We start from the raw sequence: 19,271 nt of genomic DNA, 5'->3' as shown, positions 1-19,271 counted from the left end.
TGCATCTGGCAATGGTCGGGCTGTTCCTGCTCGACCTTGCCCTGCCCAAAAACATCCCGCTGCTGCCCTACTACTTCCTGGTGGTGGTGCTCTCAGCGAGCCTGGCGACGCCACGCCAGATGGTCCCTTTGATCGTTCAGGCCTACGGGCTGGCGATCATCTCCGGCCTCTACTGGAACTTCCTCCTCTCGATCGATTACGCCACCCGCCTGCTGGCACTCAGCGGCGTGGCGGTTGTGGCCGTGCAGCTCTCGGCCCAGCGCTGTAGGGAAACGGCCCTGCGGCGCCAGAGCGAGCGGACCCTCAATCTCACGCTTGATAACGCCGCCGCCGGCATGGCTCTGGCGGATGCAAGCGGCCGGTTGCTGCGCGTTAATCCCGCCCTCTGCGACATGCTCGGCCGTGACACCCAGACCCTGCTCACGCTCTCCTGGCCTGAGATCACTCATCCTGACGACATTGCCCGGGAGCAGCCGCTGGTGGAGGCGATGCTGGCGAACCGGCGCGATAGCTACCGGATCAAGAAGCGGTACCTGCGCGGCGACGGCAGCAGCATCTGGGTGGACCTGAGCCGCTCGTGTGTGCGAGGCCCCGACGGGTACCTGGAGTTCTTTATCGGCCAGGCCGTCGACATCTCCGCCGAGATGGCGGCCCAGGATGCCCTGGCCAGATCCGAGGAAACACTGCGCAGCACCGTGGATCAATGCAGCATGGGCCTGGCGATTTGCGCGCCGGGCACGGGGGCCATCCTGCAGGCCAATGCGGAACTCTGCTCTGAGCTCGACCTGGCCCCGGTGGCACTGGTGGGCAGCGGCCTGAGTCTGATTGTGGATGCGCTGGAGAAGGTGTCGGAGCAGGGTGAAGAGTCCGGCCCACTGATCGACCATGACGCGCTGGAGGCCCTGCTGCGCGGCGAGAACGATCACTACAAAGCGCGTGTGAAGTTGCTGCGGGGCGGCCGCCCCAGAGGTTGGGGTGATCTGAAGTTCAGCAACCTCCGCGATGCCAGCGGAGCCGTGAGGCATGTGCTGCTGGAGCTCGATGACATCACCAACGTCGTCTCCCAGACGGAGTATCTGCAGGCCGCTGCCGCCGCGGGGGTGGTGGGCATCTGGGACTGGGATCCTGTGCACGACGTCCTCACCTGGGATCCGGTGATGTACCAGCTCTACGGCGTCCGGCCTAACCAGTTCTCAGGAGCCCTTGAGGCCTGGTCATGCTGTGTCCATCCCGACGATCGTGCAGCGGCAGAAGCGGAGCTGCAGGCTGCAATACGCGGCGAATTGCAGTACGCCGCATGCTTCCGCATCCTGTGGCCCGACGGATCCATCCGCCATCTGCGATCTGCGTCCCGAACCCTCTTTGATGCCAACGGCCGTGGCGTGCGGATCCTTGGGGTGAATTACGACGTGACGGAGCTGGTGCAGACCCAGGAGCAGCTGCAGGCCGAACAGCACCGGCTGAGCACCATCCTTGATGCCCTGCTGGATCCGCACTTAATGCTTGGCCCGGTCCGCGATGAGGCGGGTTCCATCGTGGATCTGTGCATCCTGCGGGCCAACCCAGCCGCCGCCGCCTACAACCACATGGCGCTGGAAGATTTTGTGGGGGCCAGGGTGCGGCAGTTCTGGTCCGATCATGTAAGCGATGGACTCTACGGTCGCTACCTGGAGGTGCTCAGCACCGGCAAGCCGCTGGTGCTGGACAACTTTCCCCTCCACCATGCCCAGCAGGGCGGGCTCCGCCACTTTGATATCCGCGCCGTCAAGGTGTCCGAGGAACTGAGCGTCATCTGGCGCGATGTGAGTGAGCGGATCGCTATGGAAGCGGCCCTTGAGCGCCGGGCCGCCATCGACAGCCTGACCAACCTGCTGAACCGCGATGAGGTGTTCACGCAGATGAATCAGCTCCTGGCCGACGACCCGCGCCGGGGTGTGACGCTGGCCGTGCTCTTCTGCGACCTGGATCATTTCAAGGATGTGAACGACAGATACGGCCACCTGGCCGGCGATGCGGTGCTCCAGGCCATGGCCCAACGGATCCGCTCCTGCTTGAGGGAATCGGATCTGGCCGCGCGCATCGGTGGTGATGAGCTGTTGGTGGTGCTGCCTGGTTTGCAGGGTCTCCCGGATGCGCTGACCATCGCAGAGAAGCTGCGCCTACTGGCCAGCGAAGCGGTGCCGATCCCTCAGGGACTGGTGCAGATCAGCATCAGCATCAGCGTCGGCGTGGCCCTGGCCAGTGCAGGTGAAACGCCGGACGAGCTGATCGCCCGGGCCGACACGGCGATGTACACCGCCAAGCAACAGGGGCGCGATCAGGTTGTGGCGATCACCTGAAGCGGTTTCACGACGGCGGTTTCTGCCCTCGTCAGAGCGTCAGGCATGACCTTTGCTTGCCCCAAGGCCCATTGCCTCGCAAAGCCCTCTGGCTGGCCTTCGTGGGCCGTTCCTGTCCCCCTCGCTCCCCATTGGGACGCTGCTGGCCTCAGCGCTCTGCTGAAGGGATCAGGTCTGGTCGCGGGCCCACGTCCATCAGGATCCTGGCGCTGTTCGGAATGCTGATCGGCTTAGCGCAAGCCTGACTACGACCAGCCGGTGTGGTCAAGTGTGGATATTCACGCCCGACCGCAGTCAAAGCAGGTTGTTGACCACGTTCTGCTGGCTTCGGTGAGCCCACAGCACCAGGGCTCTCCCCGCAGCGTTAAGAACGCAGACCGGCGTCCTCCGCGACTTCCGTTGACGACCGGTCGGTGATCGCTTGATCAAGGCATGCGCCGTCAAAAGGCTTCTCGTGTTTGCGCTTGCCAGTCCCGGCGGCTACCTGCATACACGCAAAGCGACTCCTGTCCCGGTCGCCGAGAAACCGCTGCGCTCAGGCTGAGGATCGCCGGGTTTCGCAACCGGTTCTTGCCGGGATCGCGCGGGGTTTTAGTCCATTGTGAACCCATATCCCCAAATCTAGGCACAGGGCTAGGCACTGCACCGTTGGAAAGCCAGGCCAGGACAAGGGGTTCTATGGATTGCAAATCCTTTACCCCCAGTTCGAATCTGGGTGCCGCCTCTTCATTCCATGAACCCCTGCAGCCCCTCGCGTCGCTCGTCGAGGGGGCTGGAGATTGTGGTTTGCTGGCCCGCCGGTCATTCCTTCAGAAGCTGGCCTGCGCCTGCCAGCGTTCTCCGCTGAAGGATGTTCCTTCGCAGCTCAGCCGCAGCTGCTCCACCTTGCAGTGGCCCCTCACCGGCCAGGCTTTCGGCAAGCTGGTTGCCAGCCCACGGCCATCGAAGCCGCTTTCGCTGATGCTGGCGATCTCGGTGCCGATTGGTCCCAGCAGGCGGCAACGGCCTTGGCGGCATTGCAGCGGCTGGCTGCCCGGCGTCAACACCCCCGCAAAGGTGAGCTGGTGGCTCACTGCAGCCGATTCCGGCAGGAAGAAGCGGATGCTGAGCGACCCACGGGCGCGTTGCTCCAGCTGGATCGAGGTGCAGCTCACCGCCGGCGACTCCGCCAGGTTGGCGCGGCAGCTGCTGGGAGATTGGCGCAGCCGGCCGAAATCGTCGCCAGGGTCGGCGGCTCGGGCGTCCGGGGCGAAGACCCCAGGCGGCAGCGCGGTGCTGAGCACCGCCAGGCCGAGGGGGGTCGCCCATCGGCGCGCAGCGTTCAAAAGAGTTCGCACGGCGCAGGGGAGGGATCGAGCCCATAGTCTGCGCTGATCCGGGGGAGCGGCCGCGGCCGACGGGCCGGCGCGGCGATCAGTAGCCGGAATCGGCCACGCAGGTTCCCTGGCAGGCGATTCCGTTGCTGGCGGTGCGCCCGCAGTGCTGGCACAGCACCGCTTCGGCAGGGGTGGGATCAGCCACCACCACGGGCGGATCGGAGCTGGGCTCGGGCAACCGGCCGCCTGGCTGCATGACGGTGAACAGGATGGAAGCACGATCATGGCCACCAGGCCATGGAGAACGTGGAGCCATGCAGGAGTGGAGTTCACCCCTGGAGCCCGCTGCGCCGGTGGTGGCGGTTCCGGCCATCGGCGTGGGCACCTGGGCCTGGGGTAACCAGTTTCTTTGGGGCTATCAGCCCGAGCGGCATGACGCCGAACTGAAGGCCACGTTCCAGCGGGCGGTGGCGCGGGGCTTCCGGTTTTTTGACACCGCCGATTCTTATGGAACCGGCCGGTTCAACGGCCGCAGCGAAACCCTGCTCGGCCGCTTTGCTGCGGCCCTGCCGCCGGGCGAGCGAGAGGCGTTATGCGTGGCCACCAAGCTGGCCCCCTTCCCCTGGCGGCTGGGCCGGGGCGGCTTCGGGCGCGCCTTCGATGCGTCGTTCCAGCGCCTGCAGGGCAAGCTCGACCGGGTCCAGCTGCACTGGAGCACCGCCCGCTACGCGCCCTGGCAGGAAGGCCCCCTGCTCGACGGACTGGCGGATCGGGTGCTGGCCGGCGCTGCCACCAGCCTGGGGGTGTCGAACATGGGCCCACAGCGGCTACGTCGCGTGTACGGGCAGCTGGCAGAGCGGGGTGTGCGGTTGGCGAGCCTGCAGGTGCAGATCTCGCTGCTGGCCCCCGAAGCGCTGGCGCCAGGGGGTGTGGCCCACTGTTGCCGAGAGCTTGGCGTCGAACTGATCGCCTACAGCCCGCTTGCCCTGGGGCTGCTCAGCGATCGCCATCAGGTGGGCGAGAGCTGGCCGGCGGGGCCGAGGGGCGTGCTGTACCGCCGCTTGTGGCCGCGGATCACCCCATTGCTGAAGGCGATGCGCGCGATTGCCCACGTGCATCGCGCAACGGTGGCGGAAGTGGCGCTGAACTGGTGCCGCGCCCACGGCGCGATGCCGATTCCTGGGCTGCGCACGCCGGCACAGGTGGATGGTGCAGCGGCGGCGTTGGCCTGGCAGCTCACCGCTGCCGAGCGCCGCGAGCTTGATGCACTGGCACTGGCGTTGCCAGTGCGCATGCCTGCCAATCCCTTTCAGAGCGCCTGAACCTCAGACCACCAGAACGTCAGCCAACTGAACGGGTGGGCACCCGCAGCGTCAGGGGCCCCGTGCGGCTATGCCGGCGAGGGATCCGGTGTGAGCACCACCGGCATGGCGGCGGGCCGGGTGACGCGCACCAGCACCGGCGCGCAGCGCTCCGTTGATTCTTCGTCTTCGGTGGCGGCGTCCTCCTCGGCCACAGCGGTGCCGTCATCGCTGCCGCAGGCGGCCATCGCCTCCTGCAGCAGGGAATCGAAGGTGGAACCCGGCAGCCGGTGGCGGGCCATCTCCAGGAAGGTGCGTGCCAACGATTCGCCCACAGCGGCGCGCAGGGCGGGGTTGTTGCGGCGCTGTTCAAGCTCTTCGGTGAGGGCCTGGATGAAGCGCTCGGTCACGTCCCGCTTCGTGCCGGCCCGGATCACGGTTTCCTGCTCCAGCGGGCTGAGCGAAGCCTGCAGTTCCAGTTCCTTGAGGCGATTGTTGAGGCTCTCGAGAATGTCGCGGGCTTCTTTGAGCACGTGCCCCAGCTGGCCATCAGAGAGGCGCGGCAGATCCGCCACGTAAACCTTGCCGTAGTCCCGCAGGGTGAGAAAAGTGGGACGGATCGGGGGGCGGGAAAAGCTCTCACCGTGACGGCGAGGCGGCACGGGAACGGGGGCCAGAGGGGGCGCGGAGCTGCGGCGACGGGTGATGCGACCGGGGTTGGGAATCATGGGCAAGGGGAGTTATCGACAAAGACGTGGCTCCAGCGGGCTCCAGAAGGCCGTCGGAGCATGGGGAGCGAATCGTGTCACCTGCTCGACGACCGATCGCGGGTTAGCCAGGTCCAATTTGTCACTTCCAGCAGGTGGTGTCAGTACGGCAACCCCCCAACCGGGCAGCTGCCAGCAGGACCGTCTGCCACCACTCCCAGCGGCCAGGCGGGTTGGCCGATCGAAGCGCAGACCGCCAGAGCGCCAGCCAGGGCCTCCGGCGGCAACACCAGCACGAATCCCACCCCCAGGTTGAAGGTGTTCCAGAGGTCTGCTTCGGGAATGCTGCCCTGCTCCTGCAGCCAGCGGAACAGCTCCGGCCGCTCCCAGCTGGCGGGATCGATCACCGCATGCAGGTGTGCCGGCAGGGCGCGCGGCAGGTTCTCCGGCAGCCCGCCACCGGTGATGTGGGCCATCGCCTTCAGCGGCACCCCGGCGCCCAACAGGGCCTTCACCGCGGCGGGATACAGCTGGGTGGGCGTCAGCAGGGCCGCGATCACTGGAGCGCCGCTGCCGGGCAGCTGCGTTTCGCCGCTTGCCCCTGCCGCTTCAAGCACCCGTCGCACCAGGCTGAAGCCGTTGCTGTGAACCCCGCTGCTGGCCAGGGCGACGAGGCGATCACCGGCGCTGACCTGCCGTCCGTCGATGAGCGCATCCTCGTCCACCACAGCCACGCAGAACCCCGCCAGGTCGTAGCGACCGCTGGGATAGAAGCCGGGCATTTCGGCGGTTTCCCCGCCCAGCAGGGCGCAGCCGCTCTGGCGGCAGCCGTCGGCGATGCCTTCCACCACGGCGGCCATGGCCTCAGGGCTCAGCTTGCCGGTGGCGATGTAATCGAGAAAGAACAGGGGCTCAGCGCCGCTGGTGACCACGTCGTTCACGCACATGGCCACCAGATCGATGCCCACGTCGTGGTGGCGGCCATGGGCCTGCGCCAGTTCCAGTTTGGTGCCCACGCCATCGGTGCCAGAGACGAGCAACGGCTTCTTCAGCCCGGCCGGCAGCCGGCACAGCCCGCCAAAGCCGCCAAGATTCCCCACCACCTCAGGGCGGCGGGTTGATTCCACGCTGCTGCGGATGCGCTCCACGAAGGCGCGACCGGCAGCCACATCCACACCTGCACTGCGGTAGTCCATGGCTTTGGTCCTTCAAGACGGGCGATCACTTCCCCCGATCCTCCGATGCAGCGGGGCAAAGGCGCTGAATGCCTTGCCGCTCGCGACCTGCGGGCGCCATTTCTGGTGGACGCCCGGCCGATTGGCACAAGAAACCATCAGTGGCGCTGATCGGGATCATCGGGTTCGCTGATCATTGCCTGGGTTGGTGTGGTCAGGAAGTGCAGACAGTGACAGGGATGTCGGCTTTGATGATTCTTCCTGATCATTTTCTTCGGCGTATTCCTGGCCGAACTGCACTGAAAAGACAGTCTAACTTTGCCGGGCCGTTACTTCTGCCTAGGAATTCCTCTCGTCTGCTCGATGTTCCAGGTCGTTTCCTGGCTGCTGAGAGCCAAAGAAATCACCCAATTCTCATTGGCGATTTCTTTCACCCAGAGGCGTTCCGAGCGTTATGCAAGCTTCTTTCTCCCTCGGCGCTATCGCCTTTCTGCTGTCCGGCAGCAGCCTTGCCATTCCGGCTCTGGCTGATTCAACCCTTGCAAGCAATACCCTCCTGCTGGCTTCGGCGCAGGTGAACCAGCCCACTGTCGAGCTGGAAACCAGCACTGACGTGGCCATCCGGGACGTGCAGAGCGAAGCTGCCCCCGAACCTGACGTTCGCCCGGTTGTTCCCGCCCCTGTGGCCCCAGCTCCCCGCGCTCCGCGCGTCGTCAACGTGAGCAGCGGCAAGGCCAGCTGGTACGGCCCCGGCTTCTTCGGCAACCGCACCGCCAATGGCGAGGTGTTCCGGCCCGGCACCATGACGGCCGCCCATCGCACCCTCCCCTTTGGCACCAAAGTCCGGGTCACCAATCTCTCCAACGGCCGCACGGCCGTGGTGCGCATCAACGACCGCGGCCCCTTCACCGGCGGCCGTGTGATCGACATCGCCCATGGAGCGGCCCAGCACCTGGGTCTTGTGTCCAGCGGCCTGGCCCCTGTCCGCCTTGAAGTTCTGCGGTAGAGCTTCGTCTGCGGTAGCTCTTCCTCCTCAACCCCCTTTTCAAGGGTGTCCAGGCCCCATCCGAGAATCTCTCGGTTGGGGCCTTTCGCTTGTGGAGCCGGTGCGCCTGTTGAGAACTCGCCGGGAGCTGCAGCGCTGGTGCGGCAGCTCCTCCACGCGGGACGTGCCCCTTCATTTCGTGCCCACCATGGGGGCGCTCCACCGCGGCCATCTCAGCTTGATTGAGCGGGCTGGCCGGCCGGTGGCGGTGACGGATGGCAGTCGGCGGAGACCGCGCGTGCTGGTGAGCCTGTTCGTCAACCCGCTCCAGTTCGGCCCGGGGGAGGACTTCCAGTCGTACCCCCGCACGCTCGATGCCGATCGCGCCTTGGCGGAGGCCGCCGGAGCAGCGGCATTGTTCGTGCCCACGGCCGCAGAGCTCTTTCCTGCAGGTGACGCGGGCCTCACCCGCGTGTGCCCGCCGCCGTCGTTGCTGGGCGGCCTCTGCGCCCGGCATCGTCCGGGCCACTTTGAAGGGGTGGCCACGGTGGTGTGCCGCCTGCTGGGCCTGATCCGCCCGCAGCAGCTCTGGCTCGGCGAAAAAGACTGGCAACAGCTGGTGGTGCTGCGTCGGGTGGTGGCCGATCTCTCGTTGCCGCTGCAGATCCGCGGCTGCCCCACCTGGCGCGAAGCCGATGGTGTGGCGGGCAGCTCCCGCAACCGTTATCTGTCCCCTTCCCAACGCCTGCAGGCTGCGGGCCTGCCACGGGCGCTGGAAGCCGGCCGGGCCTTGGTGGCCGCAGGGGAACGCAGCGCCGCTGTGGTGCTGCACGCGGTGTGCCAAGGTCTCGAGGCCGCCGCCCTTGCGGTGGAGTACGCCGAGCTGGTGGTCCCCCAGACCCTGGCGCCGGTGACCCAGCTGCACGGAATGGCTTTGCTGGCCGTGGCCGTCCGTTGCGGGCCCAGCCGCCTGATCGATCACACCGTTCTGATGACCCGACCCCCGATCGTCGCCATCGATGGCCCCGCCGGTGCCGGCAAGAGCACGGTGACCCGTGCCTTCGCCAGGCGGCTGGGGCTGATCTATCTCGACACCGGCGCCATGTACCGGGCCGTCACCTGGTGGGTGCAGCGCCAGGGGGCCGATCCGGCCGATCCGGCAGCTGTGGCCCCCCTGCTCGAGGCCCTGGAGCTTCGCCTCGACAATGGCCCCGGCGGCGAACCGTCCGTCACCATCAACGGCACCGATGTCACCACCGCGATCCGCAGCCCGGACGTGACCGCCCAGGTGTCCGTGGTGGCGGCCCATGCCTGCGTGCGTGAGGCGCTCACCCGTCAGCAGCAGGGCATGGGGGAGCGCGGCGGCCTGGTGGCTGAAGGCCGCGACATCGGCACGGCCGTGTTCCCGGACGCCGAACTGAAGGTGTTTCTCACGGCCACCGTGGCGGAGCGGGCGCGCCGCCGGGCGCTCGATCTGGCCGAGCGGGGCTTCGCTGTGCCGGCAGGCGCCGAGCTGGAGGCCCAGATCGCCGAACGTGACCGGCTCGATTCCACCCGCGCCGTGGCGCCCCTGCTGCAGGCTGAAGATGCGGTGGAGGTGATCACCGACGGCATGGCGATCGAAGCGGTGATTGATCGTCTGACGGAATTGTTTCGCGAGCGGGTGCCGGAGGAGGCCTGGCCGGATCCGGCCTAGGCCGCGTCACCGCCGTTCCCCGATCCACCATCAGGGCCGCCCCCACTGGCAGGGCCGCCGCCATCAGCAGCTTCCGCTTCGCCGGCTTTGGCTTCCAGTTGCGCCAGCAGTCCGGCGCAGGCGTCGTCGAGAAGGTCGAGCACCTGCTCGAACCCCTGGCTGCCGCCGTAATAGGGATCGGGCACGTGGCTGGCGCCGTGGCGGCGGCAGTAGCTGGTGATTGGGGTCACCGTGGCCCTGTGGCTGCCGCTTCCGGCCAGGGCCCGCACGGCGGCCAGGTTGTCCTCGTCCATTGTGAGGATGTGGTCGAACCGGTCCAGGTCTTCCCGTTCGAGCTGGCGGGCACGGCTGGTCAGCAGGATGCCGCGCCGTTCGGCAGCGGCGCGCATGCGCGCATCGGCGGGATGGCCCACATGCCAGCCGCCCGTGCCGGCGGAATCCACAGCAAAGGCGTGCGAGAGCCCGGCCTGCTCCAGTTGGCTGAGAAACACCCCTTCCGCCGCCGGGGAGCGGCAGATGTTGCCGAGGCAGACAAACAGGACACGGGTGGGAGCCATCGCCATCAGCCAGACAGATTGTCGAGCGCCAGCCTGGCGCGCAGACGCACCACCAAGGTGTCTTCCGAAGCCGGCGCGGCCAGTCCCTCCAGCTGCGCCAGCCCGCGCACGCGCTGTTCAGCCGCAAGAGGATGGGGCAGCAGTTGCTCCAGGCTCACCACGACGGCATAGCGCACCACCCATTCCGGATCGGCCGCTCCAGCCAGCAGCCCCGTGAGACAGCGCTGCCAGATGGCGCTGCGCTCCGCCTGCGGCAGGCTCTCCAACCGCAGCTGGCCGAGCCCGCGGGCCGCCGCGCGCCGCACGCTCGGCCCGATGTCTTCAGCAAGGGCCTCCTCCAGCACCGCCAGGCCGCGGGGATCACCGATCCCGGCCAGGGCACGCACGGCCCAGGCCCTGGCGCCGTAGTTGTGGCCATCGAGGCTGCCCAGCAGCGGCTCCACAGCAGGAGGGCCGATCGCGATCAACCCGTCCACAGCAGCCACGGCGGCCCCAGGATTGTTGAATCCAAGCACTTGGAGCAGGCAATCAATCACGTCCCAGGTCTCGGGATCGCAGTGCGGCTCACCCTGATGATCTGCCTTCGCCAGAGCAGCGAGGGCTCCAGCCAGATTTTCGGCCGCCTTCTGCAGCCCATCCGCGCTGTCGGCGCGCTCCACGGCTCTGATGAAGGGCCTGACCAGGCTCAGACCATCGGCTCCTGTCTTATTCAAAGCAAGTCGTCCATCGCCCTAAGCACAGTCTCGGTGTCAGGGGGGGCTTGGCCCCGTTCCACCAGCCCCCGTAGGGCGATCAGTTTGAGGCTGTTTTCAGCCAGGGTGTCCCGGATCGGTTCGAGCGCCGGTCGCCAACCCACGGCGCCCAGGTCCATCAGTGCGGAACGTCGGACCTGCAGCTGGGGATGTTCAAGCAGTTCGATCAAGCTGTGTCCCCAGCGCGGATCTTGTGTGAGCTGGAAAAGGGCCCTCGCTGCGGCGCTGCGGATCAGGGGCCGCTCGTGGATGGCGAAAGGCTGGATCGCGTCCACTACATCGGGAGAGGCTACGCCGATGTCCCCCAGGGCCTCGATCAGGGCCTCGCAGGGCTCTCGTAACCTCAGGCTGTTGGGAAGGGGTTGCCCTGCCTGATCGCTGGCCAAGCGGGCGCAGATCGGCGAAACAGCCTCCCTTGCACGGAGTTCCCCAAGAGCTCGCGCCGCCGCTTCCCTCAGCCCGTCGTCCTCGTCCTCAAGGGTAGCAAGCAGATCGGGGATCGCCTGTGGATCCCCTAGCTTTCCCAGCGCCCGGGCGGCATTGCGGGCCACGGCATTCTCTTCCACACCGGACGAAACCGCGCGGGGCTGGCGCCGACGCAAGGCCGCCTGAAGCAGGGGCACTGTCTCCGGATGGCGGCTGCGCATACGGCCCAGCCACCAGGCGGCGTAGTACTGATGGGATTGATCCTCGCTCTGGCGTAGTCGCTGCAACGCTTCCTCCTCCGAGATGGGTTCGCCGGCTGTGGCCATAGCGGAATCCAGATCAGCAGTGCCAGCCATGGCCCGCACGGTGCATAGGGGAACCATTGATGTTGCCATTGCATCCATCCGACGGGCCCCATCTCCCCATCTCCCCATGTCCTGATGAGCACTCCGGCGGCGGGATCGTTTCTTTAGCGCTGGGTCTTGGCAGAAACCCCCGGTATCCAGGCTCTTCGAGGCCCATGCTCTCCCTCCCAGCCACTGGGTCGCCAGACGCCTGCTTCGAGGGGATCTCATCGGTGAGCCTCGCCGCCAGCTACGTGCCCCTTATATTCCGCCTCAACTGTGCTCTCAGGGAGGGCACCGCCCTGCGGATCACCACCGAGGGCCACTGCTTCAACGCCTATCGGGAGAGGGTGCAGATCACCATTGATGTGAAGACGTAAATGCAGAAAATACAGTGGAGAACGGTACTTCGTCCGAAATTGCTGCTTGGTATTGTGGACACATTCTTGACTAAACATTGGTCTTTTACCTTGCCTACAAGGTCTATGCCCTCACAGGCGAAATGGCCAGAATCTTCTGTTGAATTGCCTTGCATATCAGCGATCAGGTGATTATCTAGTGCAGTAGTCGCAACCTGCGCTGAATCCGTGCCACTGCAACGAGATCATCGCTCTTGTCTTCGTCCACCAGCGGGTGGGGCGCCACTCAGCTCTTTCAGAACGGCGTCTACGGGAACTCCACGCTAGCCTGAACAAGGGGCTTCTCCCCTGCTCAGACATGAGAAGCAGCTTCGCCACCCCGAGCCGGTGCCGCCGAACTTCGCCTCCAAAAGGTCTACTTTTAGCTGGACGTTTCTTCGTCCTGAGAGAATCAGGCGATGACGATCCGGATTCTGGGCTGAGCACCATGGCAAGCACGACCAGCCAGAGCAACACAGGAGCTGATCGTCAGTGGGATCTGATGCGAGCCAGCTTTGATGGCGACTGGCAGGGGGTGACGCCCTGGTACGGCCGAGAGAGCGCTGGAATAGATCTGACCCGTGGAGAATCAGATCCAGCTGGGTCAACAATGTATGCGATAAGTTTTTCAGATGCCGACACGGGACTTTTGGTCTGGAACAGGCTTGCGATTTGCTTCAAACGGGGAACGCAAGTTTCCATTGCATAGGCATAACTATAATCTAGGCAACAGCTATTGGCATTTTCAAGATGCAGCTGATCAGTCAAGTCTGGAAATGGACGGAAGGGCTGGACGTGCTGGCCATGAAGTTAATTTTTCACCTCTCGCTCCCGCTCCATGATCATTGCTCTCTATCAATGGCAGGATAACCATGGTAGGAACCTTTAATCATTGGCCGCGACACCCTTTCGCTGCCAGAGAGCTTGCATAGATCCCGTTCGGGACGAACCAGATTCTCAGCAAGATCTATGCTAGGCAATAGCAGGTTGGCCTGGAATGGAGCAGGAATTACGACCCGGCAAATGGACTGAGCACACGCCTTCAAAACGTGCGATCGAGGGGTTCGCTGCCAGAAGCTTTCAAAAGCATGATGTTAACGGCTATTTTGCTGACAATCTACTGTGCAGCGTGCTAGGAAGTTTTCTTCATAGACCATTTGATCTGAATTTTGGCTGCTTGTTAAGTGCCAGGATCTTTGTGCATCTGATCATTGAATACGATGAGAAGGATCAGCTGACTCGTTGGGTTGAACGGCGTTATCAGCCCACCATGCAGGGTTGAGTCAACGTGAAGCCGAGTCGCTTGAGTTTGGCATTACTCACTCTCGCATTGAGCACGCGATCGGTCGTGTCCACCGACAGCCATTTCGCTGTAGGCAGGCCAGCCCGTTCGCACAAGCGGTCCGTAAGCTCCTGACCGGTGTACTGAGTATCATTCACCAAATTGTAGATTTCGTTGAGATTGTGCTCGAAAGCAAAATTTACTCCACGAACAATATCATCAAGATGGACCCAACAAGGCACATTTTGACCATTGCGCTGAATCGTGCTGCCTGCTGCTGAAAGGAGCATACCAGGAATATCACGACCGGGACCATAGATGCCGCCCAGTCGTAGAATGCAGACGTTGACTGTCTCTGAGCGGACCGATTGAATCATCTCTTCAGCTCCTGCCAGGACCTCATTGACGGGGTGAAGACAGTCGAGCTGGTCAGTCTCGTCGGTCATTGCTCCGCGCCGATTTCCATAAACGCCGCAACTGCTCAAGTGAACCAACTGAAGTGGTGTTTCACTTGAACGATGCTTTATCGAATCAATCAATAATTCCAGGCCTCCAAGGAATGTCTCCTGATATTGGTTAATGTCAACATGAGCACTCTTTGAGGGCGCGAAGGACACCAGTATTCCATCAAGATTTCTGGTAAAATCCAGGTTGCTGCTGGAGTCCGTGGAATCAAAAACAACTGGCGCATCAACAAATTCAGCCAATTCGATCAAGCGTTCATGACGGGTTGTGGTTCCCCAGAGTTCATGTCCCTGCTGCCTCCAGGTCTTGGCGACCGCTTCACCGACGTAGCCACAGCCCAGGATGGCCCTCTGCTCACCTGAGGGCAGGATGGGTCGCTGCTGGTTGGCCAGCATCTGGTAGAGCGAAGCCAGGTCCGGAGAGGAGGTCACACGACTGTTGCATTTCGTAAAGATTAGTCTAGAGTTGTTGAGGGAGTGTGGCGAAGGCTACTGTTTTTCCCCATGCAGGTGGTTTTCGGGCCGGCCTCGCTTGAGAGTGGCTTGAGGTGTGCCGTTCCAATGCCCAGCTACCGGATCACTGCGGAGGGACTTGAGGAACTTCGGGTGACCTGCCCAGGTTGCAGTGGTGACGCCCTCGTTCTGGCCCTCAGGGACCAGGAGATGCGGAGCTATAAGGTGAAGCGGCGCAGCGATGACTGTCGCCAATGGTGGTTTCAGGTGACCTTTGGCCAGGCAGAGCATGAAGCCAGCGAAGACAGGTCTGTCACCAAGGAGTTCAGCGTCTATCGAATCGACGATTGACGGTGAGATTGACACCATGGATAACTCTCACCACTGCTGATGACGGAAATCCCTGCTGGTGCCCAGCGACCAGCCGTTCATCGGGTAAGAGAATGTCTTCTCCACCAGCGCCGTGCCGGTGGCTCCGGGCGACCGACTGGTGGACCGCAGCACGAGCTTCCTGATCTAAGGCGAGAGCTAACGGCGCAAGCGCGAACGGCGAGCAGGCAGCTCCGCTTCGGCCAAGTTGATTTTGCCGCCACTCTGCAGGATATCGCACCCTTCGATGCGAGGAGTGGCTGCACCTCGAACAGGCCCATGGCATGCCCTGGCGGTGGTGCATCAGGCCCAGGAGCATGCCCGAAGTTCCATCCCGGCGATAGGAATGCGGGGAGGCAGCCATTGAGCGATCGAGCCCTAACCAAACAACCCATCACCCAATAGGATGCGAGAGATAGTTGGGGCTGGCAAGGCCATCCCTTTCTGCCTGCAGGGCTGATCTCAGAGGTCGAATAGCACCTCGTGGATGTAGGCCTCAGTCCACTCGGCCCCGTGGAAACGGGTGAGCATGCCCCGTGCTGGGTCCTTCTCGGCCCGGTAGTCCACATAGCGCTGCTGGCCTGCCAGCAGTTCTTCGCAGCGCTTCTCCTCCACAGGGGTGGCTTCCGCCACCAGCTGGAGATAGAGATCGAAGTAGGCCACGAAGGCCGGAAACACGGCTGAGCGGATCAGCTCATCTCCTTGCTCGCCGAGGGGAAGACGCGTCCACAGGAACCCTGGAGAGAAGTAGGGCTCCGCTTCCGATGGAATCGGCCCCCCTGAAGGCAGAAGCTTCGTCCAGTTCTCCCACAGCGGCACCAGACGCTCCCAGACTCGGATGGTGTGGGCCTGATCCTTTTTGAGTGCGGGTTGAAGATCTAGCGCGATCAGATGACCCGAGGGCAGAGTGACCAGATCGGCTCCGAAGAAGGGAAGATCGAAGTTGCTGGAGGGATTGGCCACGAAATTCAGCACCGAGGCGGCCATCCCGGCCTCCACGCACGCGGCCCGAACCTGCCGGAGCTTGTCAGTTCTGCACGCCCAGGTGGACGTTGTCACAGCGACGGGGTGGGCTTTGGAACCGGTGAGACCTTCACGCCGCAGAAAACGGGGCTCGATCGGGTAGGCCTCAGGCCGCAGAGGCTGAAGGGCCTCCACGGCGTGATCCAGGAAAGGCCCCCATCTCCATCCGGGCAGGGTGACTGGATCAAGGCTGCACGGGTGGGTCGGCAAGGAAGGAGTCATGGGGCTAGCTCGGGGGTCGGATCGGGTGCCTGGCTGCTCCCGGGGAATAGAAACTCATGCAGGAAACGGTCCGACCAGGCCTTGCCGAAATGGCTGGTGAACAGACCGTGAGCTGGATCACGTTCGGCGCTGTAGATGTCGTAAGCGTTCTGTAGACGGGCTACCTCCTCAGGCTCCAGGGAAAGGCCGGTGGCGGGGCTGTCGTGCAGGGCCCAGTACTGGGAGAGAAAGGCACCGAACGCTTCGGGCAAGGCTCCCTGAGCCTGTTCAGCGTTCCCGCGGCAGAACAGCAGCCAGGGGGAGAAGTACTGGTGCGGGTCATAGGAGCGCATGGTCTCCTCGCCACTGAGATCAGGAAACCGGTCGTGCAATCGATGCAGGCCCTGGAGGTGCCGATCCAGATAGTCCGGGGTCTGAAGCAGGGGCTGGAAATCGAGCACGGCCACCAGTTTCTGGCGTGCGCCGAACCAGAGCAGATCGATCCCCAGCAGAGGCTGGTCGCGGCTGAAGGCGGGATAGGCCACTGAGTTGAGCACCTGCAGACTGTCCCCTGCATCGAGCCGGGTCACCCGCCAGCGGCGGATGCCGGGCAAGTGCCACAGCCAGCTGCGGATGACGCTGTTGCCTTTGGCAGAGCGGCATTCCGCCAAGCCGTCCGGGATCGACAGAGCCTCTGCCCCCCTGGCTTTGATCCCGGCATGGAGCTCATCGAGGAAGGAGTCGAACATTGGGAGGATCAGGCCTCAGTGGCCAGTCGCTGGGGTGGAGAGGTGGAAACGACTCTGGGCTTCAGCAGACATGGCTTCCAGCTGATCGGTGCTGGGGCAGCGCAGCTCTGTGCAATAGGTTGTCATGCTGACTCCATCGAGAAACTGCACACTGCTGACACGGATTCGTACCCCCTCGGTCACAAACCAGCAACGCTCCACGCCGACATTTGTGTCATAGCGGGTGGTAATCGTCAACAGGCCGTCATCGGCAAAGGAGTAGGTGCTCATCACCGGCTGCTTCTCGATGTAGCCCTTGTCCCGCAGTAGAAATCCCTGGCGGGGATTCTGGTCATCCACCACATCGACCAGCACGGCCGCCTGCTCGTCACTGCGGCTCCCCTCCTTGAGGTTGCTTTCCCACCAGAAGCGAGCTCCGCCCGCCACTTGGGCTGAGGCCAGCCCAAGGCTGTCGCAGACCCGCTGAACCACCGCATCGGAGGCCTCGAATGGCTCGATTGTGAGGTTGGAATCGCCGGCTTCATCGTCCTGATGATCGAGATGGTGAACGGCGCGGCGCGTCAACCAAGTGCCGGCACTGGCGGCCAGGAACTCCGCCATGGTTAATGGTAGTGCGGTCTGCATCGAATCAGGCGGCGACAGCCTCGGTGCTGCCTGCCCGCTGGCGCCGGGTGAGGAAACCGAAGAGCACCTTTCCGATGGCCGCCACCAGGTTGCCTTCCAGTTCCTGGAACATCCTCATGTTGCAGTGGAAGGCCTCGTTGGCCTCGGCCACGATGCGATCAGCGGTGGCCTGGTCGATCGGCAGTGCGTCGAGGGTGGCGCGGTAGGTGGTCTTGAACGCCTTCTCGTCGGCAATGGCGTCGAACTCGTAGAAGCGCAGGCCGTCGTGCTCGCTCAGGTTCATCGCCTTCTGGGCGATGTTCTTGAGAATGATGCCGCCGGAGAGATCGCCGATGTAGCGGGTGTAGTGATGGCCCACCAGCAGCTCTGGAGCGTCCTTGGCCACCTGATGCAGACGGGCCACATAGGACTGAGCGCCAGGTGTGGCCTGGATCTTCTGGCGCCAGTCGCCTCCGTAGTAAAAGGTGAGATCCTGCTCAAGGGCCTCGCGGCGGTTGAGCTCGGCGAAGGCGATCGGCCCGACCACTGGATGGGCGGTGAGCTTGCCGATCGCCTCTTCCATGGCGCTGTACACATACCAGAGGTCGGCCACCAGGGTGCGGTAGCTGGCCTTGTCCACCACCCCCTTGAGGAAGCAGCTCACAAAACCGGTGTTCTCGGCCATCGTGTGGGCTTTTTTGGTTCCCTCCCTCAATTGGGAAGCAAGTGCGACAGGCATGGGGAGGGAGGCGGAAGAGGGCAGTCTTGAACGCTACAAGTGCCCACCCCCTGAATACGTCCACCAGCAGGAGGGCCTTAAGGAAACTCTTGAAAACAATCGGTGGCGATGTGTCGCGACTGATCCAGCCACCGCCGGCTGGTCTCAGGGTTGGATCAGATGGAAGAGCTGGTGTCCCGTTGGCTGAGCAGTTGTGTCAGGACGGCCTCGATGCGCTGCAGTTCGGCGTGGGAGGCGAGGGTGGCGTCCACCTTCTTCTGGGGGAGCTTGAGTCGCTGGCCCATGGCCGTGACATCAGCCACCAGGCGATCCCTGTAGGCGGCAAGGACCTCGATGGAGTCGTTCAGTTCCTGAAGGCTGGGTTCTGACATGGAGTGGCGCAGTCCTGCCGATCAGGGTACGAAGCCAGCTGACGCGTGCCATGACCAGCGCGCCAGATCACCCGCCGCCGCCATCCGAAGAAGAAGAAAATGTAAAATACGCTCTTCGGTGAGGGCCGGCTTCTCCCCGGCACCAGGGTCATGACTCTGGGGACCCCTGTTCCTGCGTGGGGTCTTGTCGGCTGCCACCATCGCGCGCATGGCCGGCCTGGTTCGCATCACGAAATCTTGCGTGACGCGTTTAATAGGGGGGGGGTGCCAGGGTCTCCGCGTAACTTCATGGAGCTTCGGTCCTCGGGACTAGCGCGATCAATGGTTTCCTGATTTCTCCTGTAGCAATCAGAGCCGTTTGAGCAATGCACGAAGCTCCTCCCAACATTTCCCCTAAGTCCGGGTTTGCCCCATGCTCGACGCCTTTTCTCGCACAGTTATCAGTGCTGACGCAAAAAATGCTGCCATCGGCAGCGGTGAACTGGCGACACTTCGCAATTACGTTGCCGAGGGCAACAAGAGGCTTGACGCCGTTAACGCCATCACCTCCAATGCCTCCTGCATCGTTTCTGATGCTGTCACTGGCATGATCTGTGAGAACACCGGTCTGATCCAGGCTGGTGGTAACTGCTATCCCAACCGTCGCATGGCCGCTTGCCTCCGCGATGGAGAGATCGTGCTGCGCTACATCAGCTATGCACTCTTGGCTGGTGATCCGTCTGTGCTGGATGACCGCTGCCTGAACGGCCTCAAGGAGACCTACATCGCTCTGGGCGTGCCTCTGCAGTCGGCTGCTCGCGCCGTGTCGATCATGAAGGCATCGTCCACCGCCCACATCAACGAGACCAATACCACCGGCACCAATCCCGACGAGACCCGTTTCCGCAAGATGGAAACAATCCAGGGTGACTGCTCCGCCTTGGTGGCCGAAGCTGCTTCCTACTTTGACCGCGTGGCCAGCGCACTCGCCTGATCGGCTGACTTAATCCATTTTCACTTTTTTACCCTCCAACACAGGAAA

At 63.6% G+C, this 19,271-nt stretch carries 20 protein-coding genes and 1 pseudogene; 8 read left to right on the top strand and 13 right to left on the bottom strand.

What is annotated here, in order from left to right; genetic code table 11:
* Nucleotides 1–11 precede the first annotated feature (11 nt).
* Entirely contained in the window at nucleotides 12–2,339 is a 2,328-nt protein-coding gene (locus KBY97_RS09150) for a diguanylate cyclase domain-containing protein (protein WP_255146537.1), read from the top strand.
* Between the two features lie 809 nt (nucleotides 2,340–3,148).
* Here KBY97_RS09150 and KBY97_RS09145 read toward each other — a convergent pair.
* The gene (locus tag KBY97_RS09145; protein ID WP_255146536.1) at nucleotides 3,149–3,622 is read right to left on the bottom strand and encodes a hypothetical protein; all 474 of its coding nucleotides are present in this window, start codon (nucleotides 3,620–3,622) and stop codon (nucleotides 3,149–3,151) included.
* Between the two features lie 130 nt (nucleotides 3,623–3,752).
* A complete protein-coding gene (locus tag KBY97_RS09140) occupies nucleotides 3,753–3,911 on the bottom strand; it encodes a hypothetical protein (protein ID WP_255146535.1) in 159 nt (52 codons plus the stop codon).
* Nucleotides 3,912–3,969: 58 nt separating this feature from the next.
* Between KBY97_RS09140 and KBY97_RS09135 the strand changes: the two genes are divergently transcribed.
* On the top strand, nucleotides 3,970–4,977 hold the full coding sequence (locus KBY97_RS09135) for an aldo/keto reductase (RefSeq protein WP_255146534.1): 1,008 nt from the start codon (nucleotides 3,970–3,972) through the stop codon (nucleotides 4,975–4,977).
* 68 nt (nucleotides 4,978–5,045) lie between these two features.
* On the opposite strand, the gene KBY97_RS09130 is transcribed toward KBY97_RS09135, so the two are convergent.
* Nucleotides 5,046–5,684, bottom strand: a complete 639-nt coding sequence (locus KBY97_RS09130; protein ID WP_255146533.1) for a hypothetical protein — start codon at nucleotides 5,682–5,684, stop codon at nucleotides 5,046–5,048.
* Between the two features lie 140 nt (nucleotides 5,685–5,824).
* Nucleotides 5,825–6,859 carry a phosphoribosylformylglycinamidine cyclo-ligase gene (purM, locus tag KBY97_RS09125; protein WP_255146531.1) on the bottom strand — a complete coding sequence of 345 codons (1,035 nt, stop codon included), beginning with the start codon at nucleotides 6,857–6,859 and terminating at the stop codon, nucleotides 5,825–5,827.
* 433 nt (nucleotides 6,860–7,292) lie between these two features.
* Between purM and KBY97_RS09120 the strand changes: the two genes are divergently transcribed.
* Together KBY97_RS09120 and KBY97_RS09115 are read left to right on the top strand one after the other, a co-directional pair.
* On the top strand, nucleotides 7,293–7,844 hold the full coding sequence (locus tag KBY97_RS09120; RefSeq protein ID WP_255146529.1) for a septal ring lytic transglycosylase RlpA family protein: 552 nt from the start codon (nucleotides 7,293–7,295) through the stop codon (nucleotides 7,842–7,844).
* A gap of 100 nt (nucleotides 7,845–7,944) precedes the next feature.
* Complete coding sequence (locus KBY97_RS09115; protein ID WP_255146528.1) at nucleotides 7,945–9,519, top strand: bifunctional pantoate--beta-alanine ligase/(d)CMP kinase; 1,575 nt, start codon at nucleotides 7,945–7,947, stop codon at nucleotides 9,517–9,519.
* 86 nt (nucleotides 9,520–9,605) lie between these two features.
* Here the strand turns inward: KBY97_RS09115 and KBY97_RS09110 are convergent.
* The 3 genes and pseudogenes from KBY97_RS09110 to KBY97_RS09100 form a co-directional block, all read right to left on the bottom strand.
* Nucleotides 9,606–10,076, bottom strand: a pseudogene (locus KBY97_RS09110) (low molecular weight protein-tyrosine-phosphatase); the annotation flags it as partial.
* 5 nt (nucleotides 10,077–10,081) lie between these two features.
* A complete protein-coding gene (locus tag KBY97_RS09105) occupies nucleotides 10,082–10,735 on the bottom strand; it encodes a HEAT repeat domain-containing protein (protein ID WP_255146527.1) in 654 nt (217 codons plus the stop codon).
* 50 nt (nucleotides 10,736–10,785) lie between these two features.
* Nucleotides 10,786–11,610, bottom strand: coding sequence for a HEAT repeat domain-containing protein (locus tag KBY97_RS09100; protein ID WP_233130093.1), 825 nt, complete (start codon nucleotides 11,608–11,610; stop codon nucleotides 10,786–10,788).
* A gap of 164 nt (nucleotides 11,611–11,774) precedes the next feature.
* On the opposite strand from KBY97_RS09100, the gene KBY97_RS09095 reads away from it, so the two are divergent.
* Both KBY97_RS09095 and KBY97_RS09090 read left to right on the top strand, forming a co-directional pair.
* Entirely contained in the window at nucleotides 11,775–11,978 is a 204-nt protein-coding gene (locus KBY97_RS09095) for a hypothetical protein (protein ID WP_255146525.1), read from the top strand.
* Nucleotides 11,979–12,993: 1,015 nt separating this feature from the next.
* Nucleotides 12,994–13,278: a hypothetical protein gene (locus tag KBY97_RS09090; RefSeq protein ID WP_255146524.1), complete on the top strand. Its 285-nt coding sequence runs from the start codon at nucleotides 12,994–12,996 to the stop codon at nucleotides 13,276–13,278.
* Here the strand turns inward: KBY97_RS09090 and KBY97_RS09085 are convergent.
* Nucleotides 13,257–14,174: an NAD-dependent epimerase/dehydratase family protein gene (locus KBY97_RS09085; protein WP_255146523.1), complete on the bottom strand. Its 918-nt coding sequence runs from the start codon at nucleotides 14,172–14,174 to the stop codon at nucleotides 13,257–13,259. The two genes, KBY97_RS09090 and KBY97_RS09085, sit on opposite strands and share 22 nt — an antisense overlap.
* A 72-nt stretch (nucleotides 14,175–14,246) precedes the next feature.
* Between KBY97_RS09085 and KBY97_RS09080 the strand changes: the two genes are divergently transcribed.
* Nucleotides 14,247–14,546 (top strand): hypothetical protein, encoded by a 300-nt coding sequence (locus KBY97_RS09080; RefSeq protein ID WP_255146522.1) that lies wholly within the window; start codon nucleotides 14,247–14,249, stop codon nucleotides 14,544–14,546.
* A gap of 480 nt (nucleotides 14,547–15,026) precedes the next feature.
* On the opposite strand, the gene KBY97_RS09075 is transcribed toward KBY97_RS09080, so the two are convergent.
* The 5 genes from KBY97_RS09075 to KBY97_RS09055 form a co-directional block, all read right to left on the bottom strand.
* On the bottom strand, nucleotides 15,027–15,809 hold the full coding sequence (locus KBY97_RS09075) for a phycoerythrobilin:ferredoxin oxidoreductase (RefSeq protein ID WP_255146521.1): 783 nt from the start codon (nucleotides 15,807–15,809) through the stop codon (nucleotides 15,027–15,029).
* A complete protein-coding gene (locus tag KBY97_RS09070; protein ID WP_255146520.1) occupies nucleotides 15,806–16,537 on the bottom strand; it encodes a 15,16-dihydrobiliverdin:ferredoxin oxidoreductase in 732 nt (243 codons plus the stop codon). The genes KBY97_RS09075 and KBY97_RS09070 overlap by 4 nt, the downstream gene beginning before the upstream one ends.
* A 15-nt stretch (nucleotides 16,538–16,552) precedes the next feature.
* Complete coding sequence (locus KBY97_RS09065; RefSeq protein WP_255146519.1) at nucleotides 16,553–17,161, bottom strand: phycobiliprotein lyase; 609 nt, start codon at nucleotides 17,159–17,161, stop codon at nucleotides 16,553–16,555.
* Between the two features lie 4 nt (nucleotides 17,162–17,165).
* A complete protein-coding gene (locus KBY97_RS09060) occupies nucleotides 17,166–17,879 on the bottom strand; it encodes a heme oxygenase (biliverdin-producing) (RefSeq protein ID WP_094555060.1) in 714 nt (237 codons plus the stop codon).
* Nucleotides 17,880–18,034: 155 nt separating this feature from the next.
* Nucleotides 18,035–18,250: a hypothetical protein gene (locus KBY97_RS09055; RefSeq protein WP_255146517.1), complete on the bottom strand. Its 216-nt coding sequence runs from the start codon at nucleotides 18,248–18,250 to the stop codon at nucleotides 18,035–18,037.
* A 412-nt stretch (nucleotides 18,251–18,662) separates the two neighbouring features.
* Here KBY97_RS09055 and cpeB point away from each other — a divergent pair, with 412 nt between their 5' ends.
* On the top strand, nucleotides 18,663–19,223 hold the full coding sequence (gene cpeB, locus KBY97_RS09050) for a class 1 C-phycoerythrin subunit beta (protein ID WP_197162211.1): 561 nt from the start codon (nucleotides 18,663–18,665) through the stop codon (nucleotides 19,221–19,223).
* Nucleotides 19,224–19,271: the final 48 nt, after the last annotated feature.

This window comes from Synechococcus sp. ATX 2A4 (genome assembly GCF_024346375.1).
Lineage (GTDB): Bacteria > Cyanobacteriota > Cyanobacteriia > PCC-6307 > Cyanobiaceae > MW101C3.
This window is presented reverse-complemented; position numbering and strand designations above follow the sequence as displayed.